Origin of the sequence: Halopseudomonas sp. MFKK-1, from assembly GCF_027474385.1 — a bacterium.
Taxonomy (GTDB): domain Bacteria; phylum Pseudomonadota; class Gammaproteobacteria; order Pseudomonadales; family Pseudomonadaceae; genus Halopseudomonas; species Halopseudomonas aestusnigri.
This window is the reverse complement of record NZ_CP114836.1, coordinates 2105402-2128252: the sequence shown is the minus strand read 5'-3', so window position 1 is coordinate 2128252 and position 22851 is coordinate 2105402. Positions and strand designations below refer to the sequence as shown.

The 22851-nt window shown below is 59.7% G+C and carries 18 protein-coding genes and 2 tRNA genes; 3 read left to right on the top strand and 17 right to left on the bottom strand.

Annotation, left to right across the window (positions count from 1 at the left end):
• Positions 1-108 precede the first annotated feature (108 nt).
• Positions 109-2850 (top strand): response regulator, encoded by a 2742-nt coding sequence (locus O5O48_RS09935; protein ID WP_269686901.1) that lies wholly within the window; start codon positions 109-111, stop codon positions 2848-2850.
• A gap of 189 nt (positions 2851-3039) precedes the next feature.
• On the opposite strand, the gene O5O48_RS09930 is transcribed toward O5O48_RS09935, so the two are convergent.
• The 8 genes from O5O48_RS09930 to rnr all read right to left on the bottom strand — a co-directional run bounded on the left by O5O48_RS09930 (position 3040) and on the right by rnr (position 12503).
• Positions 3040-5280: a YgiQ family radical SAM protein gene (locus O5O48_RS09930; RefSeq protein WP_332367343.1), complete on the bottom strand. Its 2241-nt coding sequence runs from the start codon at positions 5278-5280 to the stop codon at positions 3040-3042.
• 2 nt (positions 5281-5282) lie between these two features.
• The gene (dnaB, locus tag O5O48_RS09925; protein ID WP_088273910.1) at positions 5283-6686 is read right to left on the bottom strand and encodes a replicative DNA helicase; all 1404 of its coding nucleotides are present in this window, start codon (positions 6684-6686) and stop codon (positions 5283-5285) included.
• 135 nt (positions 6687-6821) lie between these two features.
• On the bottom strand, positions 6822-7268 hold the full coding sequence (gene rplI, locus O5O48_RS09920) for a 50S ribosomal protein L9 (protein WP_088273451.1): 447 nt from the start codon (positions 7266-7268) through the stop codon (positions 6822-6824).
• Between the two features lie 18 nt (positions 7269-7286).
• Complete coding sequence (locus O5O48_RS09915; protein ID WP_269686900.1) at positions 7287-8186, bottom strand: hypothetical protein; 900 nt, start codon at positions 8184-8186, stop codon at positions 7287-7289.
• A 39-nt stretch (positions 8187-8225) separates the two neighbouring features.
• The gene (gene rpsR / locus O5O48_RS09910; protein ID WP_083723771.1) at positions 8226-8456 is read right to left on the bottom strand and encodes a 30S ribosomal protein S18; all 231 of its coding nucleotides are present in this window, start codon (positions 8454-8456) and stop codon (positions 8226-8228) included.
• Between the two features lie 40 nt (positions 8457-8496).
• Positions 8497-8922, bottom strand: a complete 426-nt coding sequence (gene rpsF, locus O5O48_RS09905) for a 30S ribosomal protein S6 (RefSeq protein WP_088273449.1) — start codon at positions 8920-8922, stop codon at positions 8497-8499.
• A 296-nt stretch (positions 8923-9218) separates the two neighbouring features.
• Positions 9219-9965, bottom strand: coding sequence for a 23S rRNA (guanosine(2251)-2'-O)-methyltransferase RlmB (rlmB, locus tag O5O48_RS09900; protein WP_269686899.1), 747 nt, complete (start codon positions 9963-9965; stop codon positions 9219-9221).
• 15 nt (positions 9966-9980) lie between these two features.
• On the bottom strand, positions 9981-12503 hold the full coding sequence (gene rnr / locus O5O48_RS09895) for a ribonuclease R (RefSeq protein WP_269686898.1): 2523 nt from the start codon (positions 12501-12503) through the stop codon (positions 9981-9983).
• A 238-nt stretch (positions 12504-12741) separates the two neighbouring features.
• Here rnr and O5O48_RS09890 point away from each other — a divergent pair.
• Both O5O48_RS09890 and O5O48_RS09885 read left to right on the top strand, forming a co-directional pair.
• Positions 12742-12828 (top strand) — tRNA-Leu (locus O5O48_RS09890).
• Between the two features lie 48 nt (positions 12829-12876).
• Positions 12877-12963 (top strand) — tRNA-Leu (locus O5O48_RS09885).
• A 165-nt stretch (positions 12964-13128) separates the two neighbouring features.
• Here O5O48_RS09885 and O5O48_RS09880 read toward each other — a convergent pair.
• The 9 genes from O5O48_RS09880 to mutL form a co-directional block, all read right to left on the bottom strand.
• Positions 13129-14418 (bottom strand): adenylosuccinate synthase, encoded by a 1290-nt coding sequence (locus O5O48_RS09880; protein ID WP_088273446.1) that lies wholly within the window; start codon positions 14416-14418, stop codon positions 13129-13131.
• Between the two features lie 48 nt (positions 14419-14466).
• Positions 14467-15657 carry an ATP phosphoribosyltransferase regulatory subunit gene (locus O5O48_RS09875; protein WP_269686897.1) on the bottom strand — a complete coding sequence of 397 codons (1191 nt, stop codon included), beginning with the start codon at positions 15655-15657 and terminating at the stop codon, positions 14467-14469.
• Between the two features lie 54 nt (positions 15658-15711).
• Positions 15712-15906 carry a DUF2065 domain-containing protein gene (locus O5O48_RS09870; RefSeq protein WP_088273909.1) on the bottom strand — a complete coding sequence of 65 codons (195 nt, stop codon included), beginning with the start codon at positions 15904-15906 and terminating at the stop codon, positions 15712-15714.
• A 191-nt stretch (positions 15907-16097) separates the two neighbouring features.
• On the bottom strand, positions 16098-16973 hold the full coding sequence (gene hflC, locus O5O48_RS09865) for a protease modulator HflC (RefSeq protein WP_269686896.1): 876 nt from the start codon (positions 16971-16973) through the stop codon (positions 16098-16100).
• The gene (gene hflK / locus O5O48_RS09860; RefSeq protein WP_228245202.1) at positions 16973-18172 is read right to left on the bottom strand and encodes an FtsH protease activity modulator HflK; all 1200 of its coding nucleotides are present in this window, start codon (positions 18170-18172) and stop codon (positions 16973-16975) included. The genes hflC and hflK overlap by 1 nt, the downstream gene beginning before the upstream one ends.
• A gap of 105 nt (positions 18173-18277) precedes the next feature.
• A complete protein-coding gene (gene hflX, locus O5O48_RS09855; RefSeq protein WP_228245201.1) occupies positions 18278-19579 on the bottom strand; it encodes a ribosome rescue GTPase HflX in 1302 nt (433 codons plus the stop codon).
• Between the two features lie 17 nt (positions 19580-19596).
• Positions 19597-19851 carry an RNA chaperone Hfq gene (gene hfq, locus O5O48_RS09850; RefSeq protein ID WP_088273441.1) on the bottom strand — a complete coding sequence of 85 codons (255 nt, stop codon included), beginning with the start codon at positions 19849-19851 and terminating at the stop codon, positions 19597-19599.
• A gap of 133 nt (positions 19852-19984) precedes the next feature.
• Entirely contained in the window at positions 19985-20977 is a 993-nt protein-coding gene (gene miaA, locus O5O48_RS09845; protein ID WP_269686895.1) for a tRNA (adenosine(37)-N6)-dimethylallyltransferase MiaA, read from the bottom strand.
• Between the two features lie 2 nt (positions 20978-20979).
• Positions 20980-22851 carry a DNA mismatch repair endonuclease MutL gene (gene mutL, locus O5O48_RS09840; RefSeq protein WP_269686894.1) on the bottom strand — a complete coding sequence of 624 codons (1872 nt, stop codon included), beginning with the start codon at positions 22849-22851 and terminating at the stop codon, positions 20980-20982.

The following is a 22851-nucleotide window of genomic DNA, read 5'->3' as shown; positions in this document are numbered from 1 at the left end:
CCGGACAGGAGACTGTCCGGCCGTTGCATTTCTGCAGGCAGATGGCTGCGCTATACTGGCCAACGCATTGTATCAACCGGACACCAGAACCAAGGACAGGACTCAATCGTGAAGCAGATCAGCTCGTTGATACTCGCCCTGATTCTGGGTATCGCCTTCACGTTCACTACCTGGATCGACAAGGTACAAAGCGGCACGCCCGCTTATCGAACCTATGTCGACGCCAGCGGCGAGTTGCTGCTGCAGGACATCCTGTCCAACCGCTACGCCAACCGCTTCGTACCCGCACCTTCCGCGCCTCTTAGCCTGCCCGGCAAACCGGGTGCGCTGTGGGTCGAAGTCCGTCTCGACAATGTCGAGAACCGATTACTGATCCTCGAAAACCCCAGCATCGCGCTGATCGAGGTCTATCGATTGCAAAACGGCGAGGCCCGCCACCTCTATCGCACGGGCAGCCGGATGCCGGCCGACACCCGGCCATTGCCATTCCATGGCTTTGCTTTCCCGCTTGAGGCCAGTACCAGCGCTGGCGACACCCTGATTCTGCGCCTGCAGAACGATTACCCGCTGAGCACCCGAATCGAGCTACTGGATGTCAAGGAAGCCTCGGCACGCCACAGCATGCAGCAGACGCTCCAGGGCATACTGGTCGGTCTGATGCTGGCCCTGGTGCTGCACTGTCTGTTGCACGGCGTGCTGGGACGCGACCCGTTCCACCTGCTGCTGGGCGGTGCAAGCCTGCTGATGTCGATCAGCAGCCTGAGCGGTTTGAGCTGGATTGCCGAGGCTATGCCGCGACTGTACGGTCATCCCGGCGAAATCGTTCATCTCAGTGCCTATCCGCTGCTGGCCCTGCTGACTTGCTCGCTGCTGGGTAACGACAGCCGCAGCAATCGACGTCATGCCATTTACGCAGCGGCGGTCGTAACAGCACTGCTGACAGCTGGCTGCGCGGTGTTCCCGTCGCTTTCGCGTCTGCTCATCCATACCGTTCACATCGGCCTGCCCGCGGCCCTGCTGCTGCTTGCGTACTGGGTAAGCATCCGCGAGCAACGTTTGGACGTCCCCTTCACCAGTGCAACCTGCCTGCTGCTGGGTAACGGCCTGATGGAGGCCATGGCTGGCCAGCAACAGCCGGAGGCCTATCTGGCGGAGCTGCTGCTCTGGAGTGCGCTGGTGGGTTACAGCTGGAGCCTTTATCGCCGCCTGCAGGGAATCATCAGTCGCCGCGCACGCGACCGCCAGGACAGCGCAACCGCGCGTGCCGAGCAACGCGCCAAGGCCGAGTTTCTGGCACGTATCAGCCACGAGATCCGGACGCCGATGAACGGTGTTCTGGGCATGAGTGAACTGCTGCTTGATACCGCCCTGTCCGCCAAACAGCGTGATTACGTGCAGACCATCCATGGCTCCGGCAACGACCTGCTCAACCTGATCAACGAAATTCTCGACATGTCGCGGCTGGAGTCCGGTCAGTTGACCCTCGAACGGGTGCAGTTCGATCTGCATGCGCTGGTCAACGATTGCCTCGATATCTACCGCGCCCGCGCCGAAGGACAGGGCATTGAACTAATCGGCTTCGTCCACCCGGAGGTACCTCGCACCCTTCAGGGCGACCCTACACGCCTGCGTCAGATCCTGATGAACCTCCTTGCCAACGCCCTGCACTATACGGAACAGGGTGAGGTGCTGCTGGTGGTCGGAATGGAACAGAAAGATGGCGCTCCTCAGCTGCGCTTTGCAATTCAGGACACCGGCGCCGGCATGCCGGAAGATGCGTGCAACAGTCTGCTCAACAGCGATTTCAAGGTCACCCGCTTCCTCGATCAGTCCGATACTGACGGCAAGTTGCCACTGGTGATCACCCGCCAGTTGATCGGCATGATGAAGGGCCAACTCGGCATCAAGTATGCCAACGACCAGGGCACCACCGTCTGGTTTACCCTGCCGGCAAGCAGCATCGATGCAGGGCTTGACGCAGACACGGATGGCAGCAGCCTGACTGACCGCAATGTGCTGATCGTTGACGACAACGCCACCTGCCGCAAGGTCCTGCAACAGCAGACCGCAGCCTGGGGAATGCGCGCGCAATGCGCATCAAACGGTCGCGAGGCACTGGCCCTGCTGCGCAGCCAGGCCAATCTGGGCAATCCGTTCGAAATCATTCTGCTCGATCAGTCGATGCCCGGCATGAGCGGCGTTGAACTGGCCGCCCGCATCAAGGACGACCCGACCATAAACAGCGATCTGCTGATCATCATGCTGACCGGAATCAATCAGGTACCCAGTCGGGTCATTGCCCGCAATGCCGGTATTCGCCGGATACTCAGCAAACCGGTTGCCGGCTATACCCTGCGCACCACTCTGATAGACGAGTGGGCACAGCGCCGTACCCCGGCCCAGGACAGCAGTGACCGCGACCAGCCGGTCGCGACCCGGGAGGAAAACCACTTCAGGGTTCTGGTTGCCGAAGACAACGCGATTTCAACCAAGGTCATTCTCGGCATGCTGGCAAAGCTGCAGGTGTCTGCCACAGCGGTGGATAACGGCGCCAGAGCGCTGGAGGCAGTGCAACAGCAGCCCTTTGACCTGGTACTGATGGACTGCGAAATGCCCGAAATGGATGGCTTCACCGCTGCCGAACGCATACGCCAGTGGGAGCAGCGTACTGGCAGCCAGCCGATTCCAATCATCGCCCTGACCGCCCATATCCTTCCCGAGCACCGCGAGCGGGCACGCAAGGCCGGCATGAACGGCCATATGGCAAAACCGGTGGAGCTGAGCCAGTTACGCGAGCAATTGCAACACTGGCGCGAACTCAAGGCCGAGAGCGACCTGTCCCTGCTCTGAGGTTCTCGCCTCTAACAGGCCGACGCGGCGGCATAGTCGGCCCACCAGCGCATCCAGATTTCGTTCAGCATGACGGAGCCCTCTGTGAATTGCAGCGGCGCCTGACGACGCCACCTGATAATCACTGTAGGCAGAGAATGCGCTCACGGCCATTCGAAAACGGCTATCAGCACAATAGCCCCGTCGCCTCTATCCGCGACGGGCCGGCTTGCGCCTTCCGCCTGACGGCTTGCCAGCCCCCTTCCCTGCGCCCTTGCCCGCGCCAGTCTCGCGCGGCGGCAGTCCGGTATGCTGGGTGAGCACGCGCCCGGCCTTCTTGCTGCCGGCGGGTGTCGAGTTCTTGCGGCGGGCGCTCTGGTATCCGGCCACTGCGGGCTGGAATGCCGGAATCAGCTGATGCTTGCCGTTGCCAATCAGATCAGCGCGACCCATATTGGTCAGCGCCTCGCGCAGCATCGGCCAGTTGTTCGGATCGTGATAGCGCAAAAAAGCCTTATGCAGGCGCCGCTGGCGCTCGCCCTTGACGATGTTCACGCCGTCGCTCTTGTAGGTGACCTTGCGCAGCGGGTTCTTGCCCGAGTGGTACATGGCCGTCGCAGTCGCCATCGGTGAAGGGTAGAACGCCTGCACCTGATCAGCGCGGAAGCCGTTGCGCTTGAGCCAGAGCGCCAGGTTCATCATATCCTCATCGGTGGTGCCCGGATGCGCGGCGATGAAGTACGGGATCAGGTACTGCTCCTTGCCCGCCTCTTTCGAGAACTTCTCGAACATCTGTTTGAAGCGATCGTAGGAGCCGATGCCCGGCTTCATCATCTTGGTCAGCGGCCCTTCTTCAGTATGCTCCGGTGCAATCTTCAGGTAACCGCCCACGTGGTGGGTGACCAGCGCCTTGACGTATTCCGGCGACTCCACGGCCAGGTCGTAACGCAGCCCGGAGGCAATCAGAATCTTCTTCACCCCCGGCAGATCCCGAGCCTTGCGATACAGCGAGATCAATGACGAGTGATCGGTATTGAGGTTCTCGCAAATACCGGGGAACACGCAGGATGGCTTGCGGCAGGCAGCCTCGATTTCCGGGCTTTTGCAGGCGATGCGATACATGTTGGCCGTTGGCCCGCCGAGATCCGAAATCACCCCGGTAAAGCCGGGAACCCGGTCGCGAATTTCTTCGATTTCGCGAATGATCGAGTCGTGTGACCGATTCTGTATGATCCGCCCCTCGTGCTCGGTGATCGAGCAGAAGGTACAGCCACCAAAGCAGCCACGCATGATGTTGACCGAGAAACGAATCATTTCGTAAGCCGGAATGCGTGCATCACCATAGGCCGGATGCGGAACACGGGCGTACGGCAGACCGAACACGTAGTCCATCTCTTCAGTCGACAACGGAATTGGCGGAGGGTTGAACCACACGTCGCGGTCACCATGGCGCTGCACCAGAGCCCGGGCGTTGCCCGGGTTGGTTTCCAGATGCAGCACGCGGTTGGCGTGAGCATAGAGAACCGGATCGCCTTTGACCTTATCGTACGCGGGAAGGCGGATCACCGTGCGGTCACGCTCCAGGCGCGGATGCGGCAGCAGCTCGACTACCTGAACATCATCGTCACTTTGCTGGTCCGGGCCCTTGGCCTGCTCTACAGCACAGGCTGCTGTGTCCTGAGTATTGACGTAGGGATTGATGATCTTGTCGATCTTGCCAGGGCGATCAATGCGGGTCGAATCCAGCTCGAACCAGCCCTCGGGGGTATCACGACGCACAAAGGCCGTGCCACGCACGTCGGTAATACTCTGGATCGGCTCGCCGCGGCTCAGACGATGGGCCACCTCGACGATCGCCCGCTCGGCATTGCCGTAGAGAAGAATATCGGCCTTGGCATCGATCAACAGCGAATGGCGAACCTTGTCCTGCCAGTAGTCATAGTGAGCAATGCGGCGCAGCGATGCCTCAATCCCGCCGAGCACAACCGGCACGTCCTTGAAAGCCTCACGGCAACGCTGGCTGTAGACCAGGCTGGCACGATCCGGGCGCTTGCCGCCACTGCCACCGGGCGTATAGGCGTCATCGGAGCGCACCTTGCGGTCAGCCGTGTAGCGGTTGATCATCGAGTCCATATTGCCGGCAGCCACACCGAAAAACAGGTTTGGCTTGCCCAGCTTCATGAAGTCATCTTTGCTGTGCCAGTCCGGCTGGCTGATGATACCAACGCGGTAACCCTGCGCCTCGAGCAGCCGCCCGATAATGGCCATGCCGAACGACGGATGGTCGACATAGGCGTCGCCGGTAACAATGATCACGTCGCAGCTGTCCCAGCCGAGCAGGTCCATCTCCTCCCGACTCATCGGCAGGAAAGGCGCCGGACCGAAGCACTCGGCCCAGTAACGCGGGTAGTCGAACAGTTGGTGCTTCGCGACCGGAATGCTGACCGCCATGCTTACTCCTCCCCGTAGCCGGAATAGGAACCGGGTGCGAGGTTTTCAAAACGGGTGTATTTGCCCAGAAACGCCATCCGTGCCGTGCCGATGGGGCCGTTACGCTGCTTGCCGATGATCAGCTCGGCGATACCCTTGTCCTGGGTATCTGGGTGATAGACCTCATCACGGTAGACGAACATGATCACGTCCGCGTCCTGCTCGATCGCGCCGGATTCCCGCAGGTCAGAGTTGATCGGGCGCTTGTTCGGGCGCTGCTCCAGCGAGCGGTTAAGCTGCGACAGCGCAATAACCGGTACGTTGAACTCTTTGGCCAGCGCCTTGAGCGAGCGGGAAATTTCGGAAATCTCGTTGGTCCGGTTTTCCGAGCTGGCCCCACCAATGCGCATCAGCTGCAGGTAGTCGATCATGATCAGGCCAAGATCGCCGTGCTCGCGCACGATACGACGCGCGCGCGTGCGCATCTCCATCGGGGACAGGCCGGCGGTGTCGTCAATGAACAGCTTGCGGTCATTCAGCATGTTGACCGCCGAGGTCAGGCGCGGCCAATCCTCATCGTCCAGACGGCCGGAACGCACCTTGGTCTGATCAATGCGCCCAAGCGATGAGAGCATACGCATGATCAGCGACTCGCCCGGCATCTCGAGGGAGAACACCAGTACAGCTTTATCGCTGCGCATCACTGCATTTTCGACCAGGTTCATCGCAAAGGTAGTTTTGCCCATCGACGGACGACCGGCGACAATAATCAGGTCAGCCGGCTGCAGGCCCGAGGTCATGTTGTCCAGCTCGGTAAACCCGGTGGACAGGCCGGTAATCGAGCCTTCACTGTTGAACAGGGTATCGATTCGGTCAATGGCCTTGGTCAGCAGGCTGTTGACGCCCTCTGGGCCACCGGTCTTGGGGCGGCTTTCAGCAATCGAGAAAATCTTGCGCTCGGCTTCATCGAGCACTTCGGTCGCCTGCATTCCCTTGGGATTGAAGGCGGTGTCGGCAATTTCGGTGCTGACACTGATCAGTTGCCGCAACGTTGAACGCTCGCGAATAATCTGCGCGTAGGCGCTGATGTTGGCAACCGAAGGGGTATTTTTGGCTAGTTGGCCGAGATAGGCGAGCCCGCCCACCTGATCAATCAGACCTTCCTTGTCGAGATCTTCCGCCAGCGTCACCACGTCGAATGGCTGGTTGCGCGAGGCCAGGCGCACCAGCGCCTTGAAGATCATTCGGTGATCGTGCCGATAGAAATCACTTTCGCTGAGCAGCTCTGAAACGCGTTCCCAGGCCATGTTGTCCAGCATGACCCCGCCCAGCACAGCCTGCTCGGCCTCAATGGAGTGCGGCGGTACCTTCAATGCTGCGGTCTGCAGATCGAGTTCCGGATGTTCGCTATACAGTGTGTCAGTCATGAAAGGGCGCTCAAAACGGCTGGTACAGAAATGCAACACGGCGCCTGTCCGGAGACAGGCGCCGTGTGACAAGTCTAACGAGAATGCACCGGCAAATCACCCGCCACGGGCGAGCACTGCCAGTGCAACCCGTTATCAGCCGGCTACAACAACCAGCTTGACGGTGGTTTCAACGTCAGTGTGCAGCTGCACGACGACATCGAACTCACCTACGTTGCGCAGCGCGCCGTCGGGCAGACGAACTTCGCTCTTCTCGATGGCAACGCCAGCTGCGGTAACGGCATCGGCGATGTCGCGAGTACCGATGGAACCGAACAGTTTGCCCTCTTCGCCAGCGTTGGCGGCGATGGTAACAGTCAGTTCAGCCAGCTGAGCGGCACGGGCGTCAGCCTCGGCCTTCTTCTCTGCAGCCAGTTTTTCCAGTTCGGCACGACGTGCTTCGAACGCGGCAACGTTTTCAGCGGTAGCCGGAGTAGCCTTGCCGAAAGGCAGCAGGAAATTGCGAGCGTAACCAGCCTTGACAGCGACTTTGTCGCCCAGGTTACCCAGGTTCGCGATCTTTTCGAGCAGGATAACTTCCATTGCGATGACCTCTTAAATTCAACCTTGACCGTTTGAGTCATCGTTTCCACTGGCACCGGAAGCCGGCTGCAAGCGGGAACGGAAATCAAACAGACTATCAATAAACGCCAAAAACATGATCAGGGGGTACAGCACTTGCCAGACAAAAATCAGCGTCGCGTAAAGCACCACCAGCGGGCCGATACCCAGCCGCTTGATACCGACAACGCCATGCACCAGCGCCAGTCCGGCAAACAGCAGCGGCACTGTGGCAATCGGTGCAAGCATTGCCAGCCCATCAAACTGCGGGCCAACAAACACCAGCAAGGCCAAAACGATGCTCATCCACGGAGCCAAGCGCAAACGGTGAAACTCGTCGCGAAACCCGCCAGGGTTGAACAACCGGGCTTGCCAGCTGCGCGCGAGAATCAGGCACACCAGTGTCATGGCTGCGTGGGTAGCCCCCATCAAACCGGCCAGCAGCGGCACCATAAGTGCCTGCAGGCGGGCCAGTGCAGCCTCGTCGATTTCTGCGCTCAACTCGGTCAGCATCTGCGGCAGCGCAGAGCGAATCTGATCTGCCACCTCTTGCAACGGGCCCTGCAGGGTAACCAGCAGTACCAGTGCAAAAACCAGCCCGAGCGGCGCAGTCGCCATCGCCACCAGTGACCACTCACTGCGCTGGCGCAACAACAGCGCCAACGCCGAACAGCCCAACAACACCATCAGCGGGGTAGGATCACCCAACAGCGCCCAGGCAACTGCAGGCAAGGACGCCCAACCCAGCACCGGAAGGCCTTCCGACCACCCGCGGCGCAACAGCACCAACGCCATTGCCACCGCACCAAACCAGAACAGCATGGGTACTGCGACCGACAAACCCACCACCAGTGTGGCTTGTCTGCGACCGCGCATGATGAACTCAGCCAGCCCCTGCATGCCGATTCGGTTTCCTGATCAATTACTTTTGGCTACCAATTAACGACCGTGGCCGTCGGTGTAAGGCAGCAGAGCCAGGTAGCGGGCGCGCTTGATAGCAACGGCCAGCTGACGCTGGTACTTAGCCTTGGTACCGGTAATGCGGCTCGGGACAATCTTGCCGGTCTCGGTAACGTAGGCCTTCAGAGTGTTGAGATCCTTGTAATCGATCTCTTTAACGCCTTCAGCGGTGAAACGGCAGAACTTTCTGCGACGGAAAAAACGTGCCATGGCAGCGTCTCCTTAATTCTGGAATGGGAACTGAAAAAACTTACTCGTCGTCACCGTTGTCATCGGTGTCGTTGCTGTCAGCGTTATCGCCGGAGTCATTATCGTCGTTGCGCTCGCGACGCTCGCGACGCTCACCACGACCACTCTCTTCAGCCTTGAGCATGTCGGACTGTTCGGTAACGGCTTCGTCACGACGGATGACCATGTTACGGATAACGGCATCGTTGTAACGGAAGTTTTCAGTCAGCTCTTCCAGTGCTTTGGCGCTGCACTCAACATTCATCATGATGTAGTGAGCTTTGTGAACCTTGTCGATCGGGTAAGCCAGTTGACGGCGGCCCCAGTCTTCCAGACGGTGCAGTTTGCCGCCGTCTTCTTCGATCAGCTTGGTGTAACGCTCAACCATCGCGTTAACCTGCTCGCTCTGGTCCGGGTGAACCAGAAATACGATTTCGTAATGACGCATACAAGCTCCTTACGGGTTATAGCCAGCTGCCCAAACAGTCTGGCAAGGAGTGGAACATAGGGTTTGGGGCGCACATCATAGTGAACGGCCGCCGAGCTTGCAAGGGAAATGCCAGCAAGACGCAATTCTTGGCTGGAAGCTGGAAGCTGGAAGCTGGAAGCTGGAAGCTGGAAGCTGGAAGCTGGAAGCTGGAAGCTGGAAGCTGGAAGCTGGAAGCCAATAGTGTGGGTGGGGGCTAGCTACCCTGCAAGGGTTGAGTTACACCGACGGCGCCCTCGGCACCGTCGGCATCCGGATCAGCTCGATGCCCCGCGCTGGCGTACCGCTTCAAACAGGCAGATGCCGGTAGCGACCGAGACATTGAGACTGCTGACACTGCCGGCCATCGGCAGCTTGGCCAGATAATCGCAGTGCTCACGGGTCAGACGACGCATACCCGCGCCCTCCGCACCCATAACAATCACCGACGGAACGGTGAAATCCACATCATAAATAAGTTGTTCCGCTTCGCCGGCAGTACCAACCACCCACAGTCCGCGCTGCTGCAACTGCCTCAGCGTACGACTGAGGTTGGTTACAGCCACCAGTGGCACAGTCTCCGCTGCGCCACAGGCCACCTTGCGTACCGTCGGATTCAGGGTCGCGGAGCGATCCTTGGGCACAATCACGGCGTGCGCCCCGGCGGCATCCGCACTGCGCAGGCAGGCGCCGAGATTATGCGGATCAGTCACACCATCCAGCACCAGCAGCAATGCCGGACCATCGAGCCTGTCCAGCAGATGTCCCAGCATCTCCTCGGACCACAGCTGACTGGGCGATACTTCTGCCAGAACGCCCTGATGAACGCCATCTGCCTGGGCATCCAGTTCATCAACCGCCAAACGAACAACACTCAGTCCGACCTGTTCCGCCTCGGACAAAAGCCGCTGCTGACGCTCATTCAGACGACCGGACTGAATTATCAGACGCTTGACGCGCTTGGGGTAACGCTCAATCAGCGCCTGCACGGCATGGACGCCGAACACCCGTTCAAGATCACTCATCAAACTGCACTCACCCTATCGCGCCTTGCGCTTTCGCGGGCCGCGACTTGTCGGCGCCGCACCCTTGCCATCCGCCTTGCCACCAGCAGGCGCCTTTGCGGGCCGAGCAGTCTTGCTCCGCGAACCCCCTCCCGGCTTGCCGGTGCTGGCGTCGGAGCGCCCCTTGCGCGGCGCATTGCCACGCGGCGCCACCTCTCCGGCGGCACGACGGGCATCAGCGAGCAGCTTTTCACGCATGGCGCGACTGGCCGATACCTGACGTTCCACAGGGGCCTGTGGCGCATCTGCCGCCATCTCGAAGTCGATCTTGCGATCATCAAGATCAACTCTGGCCACCTGAACCCGTACCGAGTCGCCCAAACGGAAGCGGCGACCGGAACGCTCGCCGATCAGCGAGTGATGCACCGCATCAAATTCGTAGTAGTCGGCAGGCAATGCCGTAATGTGCAGCAACCCTTCTACATAAATATCTGTGAGCTCGACGAACAACCCAAAGCCGGTGACCGCAGTAACCAAACCATCAAAACTGTCACCGACGCGATCCTGCATGAACTCGCACTTGAGCCAGCTCACCACATCCCGAGTCGCCTCGTCGGCACGCCGCTCATTCTGGGAACACTGCTCGCCCAGCTCGACCAGACGCTGATGGTCATAGGGATAGATTTTCGCCTTCGGAATCACGCCGGCGCCGGCGCGACGTACCAGAGAGGTATTACGACGCGAGCGGATGACACTGCGAATGGCGCGATGCACCAGCAGGTCCGGATAGCGACGAATGGGCGAGGTGAAATGGGTATAGGCCTCGTAGTTGAGACCAAAGTGCCCGGCATTGTCCGGGCTGTACACCGCCTGGCTGAGCGAGCGCAGCATCACCGTTTGAATCAACTGGGCATCGGGACGACCCTGTACGCGCGCGAGCACTGCTGCATAGTCTTCCGGCGTCGGATCACCCTTCTTGCGGGTCAGACTCAGGCCGAGCGAGTTGAGAAACTCGCGCAAACGCTCGATTTTTTCCGCCTGCGGACTGTCGTGCACACGATACAGCCCCGGCAGCTCAAGCTCCTGAAGGAAGCGCGCAGTCGCCACGTTGGCGCACAGCATGCATTCCTCGACAATCTTGTGTGCATCATTGCGCGTTGTCGGCAGAATCTCGACGATCTTGCGATCATCTCCAAACACCATACGCGTTTCGGTCGTTTCGAAATCGATCGCCCCTCGCCCCTGGCGCGCCTTGGCCAGGGCCTTGTAGAGCTCATACAGGTTTTCCAGATGGGCAACCACCTCGGAATACTCGTCACGCAGCGCCTTGCCTTCACGACTGCGCGGATGTTCAAGCATGCTGGAGACCTTGTTATAGGTCAGGCGCGCATGCGAGTGGATAACCGCCTCGTAGAACTCGAAGTCAGTCAGCTCGCCGCTCTTCGACACGGTCATTTCGCAGACCATGGCAAGGCGATCAACATGCGGATTCAACGAGCACAGCCCGTTGGACAACTCCTCAGGCAGCATCGGAATGACCTGACTGGGGAAGTAGACCGAGGTACCTCGCAGTTCGGCCTCTTCATCCAGCGCCGAGCCCAGCGGCACGTAGTGCGAGACATCCGCAATGGCAACATAGAGCTTCCAGCCACCCGAGAACAGACGCCAGCCGCTGGCCTTATGCGGCTCACAGTAAATCGCATCGTCAAAGTCACGCGCATCTTCGCCGTCAATGGTGACCAGCGGCAGATGGCGCAGATCAACCCGCTTCTGCTTGTCCTTTTCGACCACATGATCTTTCAGCAGAGCGGCCTCTTTCAACACCGCCTCGGGCCACTCGCTGGGGATATCGTAACTGCGCAGCGCAACTTCAATTTCCATCCCGGGCGCCATATAGTCGCCCACCACCTCAATGACCTCACCCTGGGCCTGACGACTCGGGGTCGGCCAGTGGGTGATGCGTACCTCGGCATATTGACCATGCTTTACACCGCCCTTGGCGGTGGGAGCAATCAGCACGTCCTGATTGATACGGGCGTTATCGGCGACGACATAGCCTATGCCGTCTTCCTCGTAGTACCGGCCAACCAGAATTTCGTGCGCGCGGGAGATCACTTCGACTACCGCACCTTCGTTGCGCCCGCGCCGGTCGACCCCGGTGATGCGCACCAACGCGCGATCACCGTCGAAGACCAGGCGCATTTGCGACGGGCCGAGAAAAATATCACCGCTGCTGTCGTCGGGAATCAGGAAACCGAAGCCATCACGATGCCCCTGGATACGTCCGGGAATCAGATCCAGCTTGTCGACTGGGGCATAGGCGCCGCGACGGGTATAGATTACCTGCCCGTCGCGCTCCATGGCGCGCAGACGGCGGCGCAGCGCCTCGATACTGTCTTCATCGGACAGGCCGAACTCCTGCTGCAGCTGCGCACGGGTCGCAGGCGCGCCACGGGACTCCAGCAGATGCAGGATCAGTTCGCGGCTCGGAATGGGGTTATCGTACTTTTCGGCTTCGCGCCGAGCTTCCGGGTCGAGATGACTCCAGTCCTTGGTCAAATCGAGATCGGGGGAAGCGTTTGAGGTGGTCGACCGAGAGGTCGAACCGGGGGATTTCGTCTTTTTCGTCATAGGGCCCTATTGAACCGAAAATGAAGCCTGCATGCACCTGTTTAAAAAAATAATTTTTCCGTGCCAGGGGTTTACAAGTGCGCCGGGACTATCTAAGATTCGCGCCGTCAGCAGGAAACAGCTACTGCAACGAACTTCGGTTCAGCATAGCAGGTCCGCATGACATGCCCAGGTGGTGAAATTGGTAGACACGCTAGCTTCAGGTGCTAGTGGCCTTACGGCCGTGGAAGTTCGAGTCTTCTCCTGGGCACCAATTTCGAAAATCGGATTATCTTCTCCTGATTTTCAACAGTAGTAAATCGCCCAGGTGGTGAAATTGGTAGACACGCTAGCTTCAGGTGCTAGTGGCCTCACGGCCGTGGAAGTTCGAGTCTTCTCCTGGGCACCAATTTCATAAAAGAACCGAGCCTTGCGCTCGGTTTTTTTATGCCTGCAAATCCCCTCCCCCGCAGACAACACGCAACACCGCCACCCTCTTGCGCAGACCGCCAGGCACCCCAAACAAAAAAGGCGCCCCGCAGGACGCCTTTTCAGCACCGAACCAATAACCGCGTCAGAATACCTGACGCAGAATCACTGTTTCGTTGCGATCAGGGCCGGTCGAAATAATATCGATCGGCGCACCAACCAACTCTTCGATGCGGGCGATATACGCACGCGCGGCAGCCGGCAGCCCCTCAATGGTCTTGATGCCCAGAGTAGACTCCTGCCAGCCCGGCATATCCTCGTAAACCGGCTCCAGACCAATGTAGCTGTCTGCATCGGTCGGCGCCTCAAGCACATCACCGGCTGCATTGCGATAGCCAACACAGATACGAATCACATCCAGACCGTCCAGCACGTCCAGCTTGGTCAGGCAGAGGCCACTGATACTGTTGATCTCGATGGCGCGGCGCAGGATGACTGCATCGAACCAGCCACAACGGCGAGCGCGACCGGTTGTCGAACCAAACTCGTGACCCCGCTCGGCAAGCCGGCTACCCACATCGTCAAACAGTTCGGTCGGGAACGGACCGGAGCCCACGCGCGTGGTGTAGGCCTTGGTGATACCCAGCACATAATCCAGATACAGCGGACCAAAACCGGAACCGGTCGCAGTACCACCAGCCGTAGTGTTGGAGCTGGTAACGAAGGGATAGGTGCCGTGATCGATATCCAGCAGCGAACCCTGAGCACCCTCGAACATGATATTCGCACCTTCGCGACGCAGTTCGTGCAGGCGCGAGGTTACATCGGTCATCAACGGTGCCAGCCACTCGGCATAGCCCATCGCCTCATCCAGCGTTTTCTGGAAATCGATCGGATCAACCTTGTAGTAATGCTGCAGCGCGAAGTTGTGATAGTCGAGCACCTCACCCAGCTTGGCAGCGAAACGCTCGCGGTGGAACAGATCCGCCACGCGCAGGCCGCGACGCGACACCTTGTCCTCGTAGGCCGGCCCGATACCGCGACCGGTAGTACCGATCTTGGCTTCGCCGCGAGCCTTCTCGCGCGCCTGATCCAGGGCTACGTGATAAGGCAGGATCAGCGGACAGGCCGGGCTGATGCGCAAACGTTCGCGAACCGGCACACCCTTGGCCTCAAGCTCGGTCAGCTCCTTGAGCAGCGCTTCGGGCGACAGCACAACGCCGTTACCGATAAAGCACTGGACGTTGTCACGCAGAATCCCGGAAGGAATCAGGTGCAGTACGGTTTTCTCACCATCGATTACCAGCGTGTGACCGGCGTTATGCCCGCCCTGATAACGCACTACTGCAGACACCTGATCGGTCAGCAGGTCGACGATCTTGCCCTTGCCTTCATCGCCCCACTGGGTCCCCAGGATGACAACATTCTTACCCATGTTCAGCCCATGCCTCACTAGAAATAAAATGACCTTTCGGCCTTGTAATCACGAATTCAGTTCGACTACCTGCCAACCACCGCCCGAATAGGCAAGCCGCCGGCTACAGCCATGCTGCGCAGCCTCGGCATCCCCTTGCCCGGGCAGCGCCACTATTACGCGCTCACCCTGAGCCCGCAGCCCGGCAACCACATCCTGCAAATCCGCCTCAGCGCTGTGCGGCGCCCAAATTGAAGCAGGGACGCCGGCATCAGGCAGTTCGCCGCGCTGGACCAGAAAACGCAGATCAGTGGAGAAGCCGGTGGCCGGACGGGCACGACCGAAGTCGCGACCGATATCGTCGTAACGACCACCCTGAGCCACACTCTGACCGATACCTGGTACAAACGCTGCAAACACCACCCCGGTGTGGTAATGATAGCCACGCAACTCACCCAGGTCGAAATACAGCGGCACACCCGGATACCGACGCGTCAGTACCTGGGCAACCTCGGCCAGATCATCCAGCGCAGCCATGACCGACTCGGGCGCCCCATCGAGCAACGCATGGGCCCGGTCAAGCACCTCGACCCCACCGGACAACTCAACCAGACTGCACAGCATGGCCCCGATAGACGCCTGCGGCAGACCTCCAACCAGAGCTGCCACCTCATCGGGCGCCTTGCGCTGCAGCGCATCAAACAGTGCCTGCTCGGTAGCCTCGTCCAGATTTGCAGCCTGCACCAGACCACGATAGATACCGACATGCCCGAGGTCCAGGTGAACACCCTTTACCCGACAGACCGCCATGGTCTCAAGCATCAGGGAAATGACTTCGATGTCACTGGCACTCGACGCGTCCCCGTACAATTCCGCACCCAGCTGAATCAGGCTGCGAGAGGTAGACAGCGGTCGTGGCAGGGTATGCAGTACGCTACCGCAGTAACAGAGACGGGAAGGCCCTTCCGCCCCCAGCGTGTGCGCATCGATGCGCGCTACCTGAGGGGTAATATCCGCCCGCAAGCCGAGCATGCGCCCGGACATCTGGTCGATCATCTTGAACGTCTGCAGTTCAAGATCGTGACCGGCACCAGTCAGCAGGGATTCGAGGTATTCGATATGCGGGGTGATGACCAGGTCATAGCCCCAGCGGGAGAACAGATCCAGCAACTGCCGACGGGCTGACTCGATACGCACCGCCTCGCGGGGCAGCACCTCGTCGATGCCATCGGGCAGCAACCAGCGATCTACAGTAGGCATTTTCAGAACCTTTCATACAGGGTGACGAGGGGGAGGACTATAGCCCTGCCCACATCACGCCACCTGGCGAACCAGATACAGACACAGGGTACCGAGCACCATACTGGCAAGCGCTGCCAGCCGAACCTGACGCGGACTCAGGTCGCCGATACCACTCATCATTCGTTGCCAGCGCTCAGGCACCAGAAAGGGCAGGATACCCTCGAGTACCAGCACCAGGCACAGCGCGGTAAGAAAATCCTGCCACATGCGAGCCTCTTCCAGCGCCGACCCGCCAGCCATAGGCGTGGAGCGGTCACAAAAAAGCCGGGATTTCCCGGCTGCGCAAGTGTAACACGTTTTACGCAGCAGACACCCGGGCATTCAGCCAATTTAACGTTACGCCGACAGCAAAACGGGCCACCTGTCGGGTGACCCGTTTCATGGCTCTAGTCAGCCTGTTAGGGATTGGCCTGATTGCCCTGCATGTATCTGAAGAACTCGCTTTCCGGATCCAGCACCAGCATGTCGGACCGCTCCGCGAAACTCTCACGATAGGCCTGCAGGCTACGCGTGAAGGAGTAGAACTCAGGATCCTTGTTATACGCCTCGGCATAGATGGCTGCGGCCTTGGCATCACCATCACCACGAATCTTTTCGGACTCACGGAAGGCTTCAGCCAAAATTACGCGCTGCTGACGATCCGCATCTGCACGAATACCCTCTGCCAGTTCCGCGCCCTTGGCTCGATGCTCGCGCGCTTCACGCTCACGCTCGGTACTCATGCGATCAAAGACGCTGCGGTTGACCTCAGCAGGCAGATCAATGGCCTTGACCCGAACATCCACAACCTCGATACCCAGCTCGCGGCGAGCATTCTCGTCGAGGGTAGCGGTGATGTCAGCCATCAACTGGTCCCGCTCACCCGAAACCACTTCATGCAACGTGCGGCGAGCCACCTCGTTACGCAGACCGGATTCGAGCTGACGCGACAAACGCTCCTCCGCGATTGCACGCAGGCCGGATGTAGCAGTGTAGAAACGCTGAACATCCGCAACGCGCCACTTGGCATAGGAGTCCACCATCAATGCCTTCTTCTCCAACGTCAGGTAACGCTGGGTGGCGGTATCGAGGGTGAGCAGGCGACCATCAAAAATCTGCGCCTCCTGCACGAACGGCAGCTTGAAGTGGAGTCCAGGCGCTACATCGCTCTGCACAACCTTACCAAACTGCAGCACGATGGCGCGCTCGGTCTGGTTGACCACGAAGAAGCTGTTCCAGCCGACGATCACTACCGCCAGCAGACCAATCAAACCCATCAGAGACTTGTTACTCATCAGCGAGACTCCCTGGAACGCAGATCGCGCTGCTGCGATGTAGTTGAGCGTGTCGAAGCGTCGCCCTGCGACATCGACGGCAGACTGGAAGCACCGGTAGCAGATGATGTCGAACCACCTTGGCCGATCATCTTGTCCAGCGGCAGGTAAAGCAGGTTGTTACTGCCCTCGCCACCCGCGATCAAGACCTTGCTGGTGTTGCTCAACACATCCTGCATGGCGTCCAGATAAAGACGCTCGCGCAACACGCCCGGCGCAGCCTGATACTGCTCCAGCAACAGATCAAAGCGCTGAGCTTCACCCTCTGCCCTCGCGATCACCTCATCGTGGTAACCGCTGGCTTCCTCGAGCATGCGCTGGGCGCGACCACGGGCCTCCGGGATAACGCCATTGGCATAGGCTTCAGCCTGGTTGCGAGCACGCACCTCGTCTTCCTTGGCACGAATCACGTCGTCGAAAGCATCCTGCACCTCGGCCGGTGCCTGGGCATTCTCGATGTTTACCTGAGTGACGGTAATACCGGTGTTGTAGGCATCAAGATAACGCTGAAGCCGCTCGGTCACCTCTACCGCCATCTGCTCACGACCCTCGGTCAACACCTGGTGCATCGGCGTGGAACCCACCACATGACGCACGGCGCTCTCGGTAGCGTGGCGCAGACTGGTTTCCGGGTCTTCCACCTTGAGCACGAAGTTTTCCAGATTGGAAATGCGGTACTGAATTGCGACCGGCACCTCAACGATATTCTCGTCCTCGGTCAGCATCTGCCCCTTCTGGCGATAGGAACGCACCTGGGTGACATTGCGCTGAAACTTGCTTTCCACTGGCGGGAAATACAGGTGCAGACCGGGGCCGACGGTCCGGTGATACTCACCGAAGCGCAGAATCACGGCCTGCTCCTGCTCATTGACCATATACACAGCCTTGAACGCCCAGAAACCCAGCACCACAACCAGCGCCAGCCCCCAGATCCAGCCGGGAACACCAGCACCACTGCCGTTACCGCGGTCAGACCCGCCATTACCGCTGCGCTTGCCCGAGCCAAACAGATTATTCAGGCTGTCCTGCAACTTGCGCAGCGCCTCGTCCAGATCCGGCGGACCTTGCTTGCCGCCGCGATTACCGCCGCGATTGCCGCCGCTACCCCAAGGGTCCTGGTCGTTTGAATTATTGCCGCCACCAGGCTCATTCCAGGCCATAGCGTTCTCCGTTGTCTGTAACGTTCAAGGTCAGGGAGTTGCCCCGTAACCGGGTGACATCCTACCGTAAAGGGCGCGACGGACGCGAACCGCGCCCTCGCACTTTCATTGCAAAGTATGTTGCTGCAGAAACTGCTCGGGCAACCAGCCTTCACGTTTGAGCAGCCGATTGAAATCACTGCGCTGCAGGCGCACATTCAACTGCTGGCGTCCGTCGTCGCCGACCTGCTCGCTCAGCACCGCCCCCACAGCATAGAACTGGGCACGCAGTCTCGCCTCGGCATGCTCGAGCACAATCTGCGCGTGCACCACCTCATCACCCACCCGCTCGGCGATTGCCTGCTGCAGCAGCTCCAGCCCAAGCCCCTTTTGCGCTGAGATCCAGACGCGTACCGCGACACCGTCCTCGTTACGCTGAATCTGCGGCTCGAAGTCATCCAGCAGGTCGATCTTGTTGTAGACCTCCAGCATGGGCAACTCGAGCGCACCGATCTCCCCCAACACCGCGAGCACCTGCTCCATGTTGGACTCGCGCTCCTCGTCCGCCGCATCAATCACATGCAGCAGCAGATCGGCCTGGCTTGACTCTTCAAGTGTCGCGCGGAAAGCCTCAACCAGCTTGTGCGGCAAATGGCGGATAAAACCCACCGTATCGGCGAGAATGACCGGCCCGACGTCGTCAAGCTCAATGCGTCGAAGTGTCGGATCCAGGGTAGCGAACAGCTGATCAGCCGCATAAACGGTAGCGGTAGTGAGGGCGTTGAACAGCGTTGACTTGCCGGCGTTGGTATAGCCCACCAGCGACACCACCGGAATCTCTGCACGCTGACGAGCTCGACGGGCCTGATCGCGCTGGCTGCGCACCTTCTCCAGGCGCTTGTTGATCTGCTTGATCCGCACACGCAGCAGGCGGCGGTCGGTTTCAAGCTGGGTTTCCCCCGGCCCGCGCAGACCAATACCGCCTTTCTGGCGCTCAAGGTGGGTCCAGCCGCGAACCAGGCGGGTACTCAGGTGATCAAGCTGGGCCAGCTCCACCTGCAGCTTGCCCTCGTGGGTCCGGGCACGCTGGGCAAAGATATCGAGAATCAGGCCGGTACGGTCAAGCACACGACACTCAAGCTCACGCTCGAGGTTGCGCTCCTGACTCGGTGTCAGTGTGTGATTGAAGATCACCACTTCGCCTTCACTGGCCTTGACCAGCGCCCGCAATTCCTCGACCTTGCCAGGTCCGATCAGGAATCGCGGCGTGGGCTTGTGACGCGTGATGGTAAGGAAGCCTGCGTTTTCAGCCCCGGCCGAACGCACCAGCTCGATGAATTCATGCGGGTCTTCACGACGCTGTTCATCAACGCCCTCAAGGTGAACGAGGATGGCACGTTCACCCCCTTCATGACGCTCAAAAAACAATCAGGCCTCCTGCATCATCAGGGATTGCCAACCTCAGCGTCGTCAGCACCGGGCTGGGTCGGCAGACGTACCGGACGACCCGGAACGACGGTAGAAATGGCGTGTTTGTAAACCATCTGACTGACAGTATTCTTCAGCAGAATGACAAACTGGTCGAAAGATTCGATCTGACCCTGCAGCTTGATGCCGTTAACCAGATAAATGGATACCGGAACACGTTCCTTGCGCAGAACGTTCAGGTAAGGGTCTTGTAGAGAATGCCCTTTTGACATTGCCTCACTCCTTTCATGGAAACCGTATAATTTTTACGCATCATAACAATGCAATTTGGCCGGCCTGTCCATTATCCAAAAGACGAGCAGGCATGTACCGCGAACAGACAGGGAACTGGCAGAAACGTCACGCCTATATTGCGACGGTATCCAGCACTTTCAAGGCCCGCTCAAACCTTTTCGGATCGAGACTGTCGAGCCACTCGATTGAAGTATGCCAACCGCGCAACCAGGTAAACTGCCGCTTGGCCAATTGCCGCGTCGCAATAATGCCGCGCTCACGCATTTGCTCGTAATCAAGCCGCCCTTCCAGATAATCCCAGACCTGCCGATAGCCAACCGCACGGATCGAGGGCATACCGACATCCAGATCCCCTCTCGCATGCAACGCTTCGACCTCGGAAAGCAGCCCTTGTTGCAACATCAGCGAAAAACGTTCGGCAATTCGTTGATGCAGCACCGAACGCTCCTGCGGTGCGACCGCCAGATAGCGCACAGTATAAGGTAAAACACCGCTCTCCGGCGCCTGCCCCGAGGCTTTTTCTGCATGCTGGCGACGGTGCCATTGACTCAGTGTAATACCACTGCTGAGAAATACCTCATACGCCCGCTGAATCCGCTGCGGATCGTTCGGATGAATGCGTGCTCCAGCTTCGGGATCGACCTCGGCCAGCGCAGCGTGCACCGTCTCCCAGCCACCCTCCAGCGCCATGCGTTCGATCCTGGCCCGTATCACCGGATCGGCCGAAGGCATTGTTGCCAGGCCGTCGGTCAATGCCTTGAAATACAGCATGGTCCCGCCCACCAGCAGCGGCACCTTGCCCCGCGCCGTAATATCGCGCATCAACGCCAGCGCATCATCCCGAAAGCGCGCGGCAGAATAGGCCTCGGCCGGGTCAAGAATATCGATCAAATGGTGCGGATAACGCTGCAGCGTCTGAGCATCAGGCTTGGCCGCACCGATATCCATCCCACGGTAGACCAGCACCGAGTCAACGCTGACCAGCTCACACGGAAACCGGTCGTAAAGATGCATGGCAAGTTCGGTCTTGCCCGAGGCGGTTGGCCCCATCAGACAAATGACCGGCGGACGCACGGCCGATGCGTCGCTGTCTGGCAGGTCCATACTCAGCGCCCCCGCAGGAACAGCTTGTCCAGCTCAGCCATGCTGAGCTGCGTCCAGGTCGGGCGTCCGTGGTTGCACTGCCCGCTGCGCTCGGTCTGCTCCATATCCCGCAGCAGTCCGTTCATTTCCGCCAGTGTAAGACGCCGGTTGGCGCGCACGGCACCATGGCAGGCCATGGTCGCCAGCAGCTCGTTGAGATGCGCCTGAATACGATCACTGGTGCCGTATTCCAGCAAATCACTCAGCACATCACGGACCAGCTGCCCGGCATCCGCCTGCCGCAACAGGGCTGGCACCTCGCGGATGGCCAGCGATTCGGGCCCCATTCGCTGCAACGACATGCCCAGCCGCGCAAACCAGTCCGCATGTTCATCCGCGCAATCAGCTTCCCGCTGACTCACCGCAAGGGTTTCCGGGACCAGCAGCGGCTGACTGCGCAGCCCCTCCTGATCCATCGCCAGCTTCAGCCGCTCGTAGGTAATGCGTTCGTGGGCAGCATGCATATCCACGACAACCAGACCGGCCGCATTTTCGGAAAGGATGTACACCCCATGAAGTTGTGCGACCGCATAACCCAGCGGCGGAATGGCTTCGTCCTTGCCGCTATCGGGCAGGCCTGCGTCAGCCGCTGGTGCCCCGTACAGACCGGCGTAGGCTGCGCCGGTAGCGGCCGGAGGCCTTGACTGCACCTGCTGACCGGGCAACGGCATGGTTCCAGCTTCCCAGCGGGCGGGCGGTTCGTTCAGCGCCATTCGCTGCTGCCCTGAAAATACGCCCGCATCAATGCCAATGACGGCAGGCTGCGCCTGCACCGGATTCAACGCCGGAGCGCCGCCTCCCTCGCCCTCTTCCCCTGCCGACTGATCGCCGGGACGCTGATCAGCCAACGCCCGGTACAGAGTGCTGAACAGAAAATCATGCACCATCCGGCCGTCCCGGAAGCGAACCTCATGCTTGGTCGGATGCACATTTACATCGACCACAGCAGGGTCCAGCTCCATAAACAGCACGAAGGTTGGATGCCGCCCGTTGAACAGCACATCGCGGTAAGCCTGGCGTACCGCGTGCACCACCAGCTTGTCGCGAATCATTCTGCCGTTAACAAAGAAATACTGCAGATCGGCCTGGCTGCGCGAGAACGTCGGCAAGCCCACCCATCCCCACAGCCGCAAGCCGCTGCGCTCATGATCGATGAAGCGCGACTGTTCAACGAACGCCGGACCACACACCGTGGCCACGCGGCGACGCGCTTCCTGTTCGGTACGTGCCGGCGGCAAGCCGAACACCGGACGGCCGTTATGCCGCAGATTGAAACCCACATCGAAACGCGACAATGCCAGTCGTTTGACCACCTCTTCCAGGTGCGCAAACTCGGTCTTTTCGGTACGCAGAAACTTGCGCCGGGCCGGCGTATTGAAAAACAGGTCCCGCACCTCGACAGTCGTACCCTGCGGATGCGCGGCAGGTCGGATGTTCGGGGCCATGTCACGCCCCTCGGTCTCGACCTGCCAGGCCTGATCGCCGCCTTCGGGACAGGACGTCAGCGTCAGACGCGATACCGAGCTGACCGATGCCAGTGCCTCACCCCGAAAGCCAAGCGTGGCGACTCTTTCCAGATCGTCCAGATCACGAATCTTGCTGGTTGCATGGCGAGACAGCGCCAGCGGCAAATCATCCTGCTCGATCCCGGAGCCATCATCACGCACACGAAGCAGCTTGACGCCAGCTTGTTCAACATCGATGTCGATGCGCCTTGCACCGGCATCCAGGCTGTTTTCAAGCAACTCCTTGATAACCGATGCCGGACGCTCAACGACCTCACCAGCCGCGATCTGGTTGGCCAGACGCGGGCTCAACAATTGAATTCGGGACAT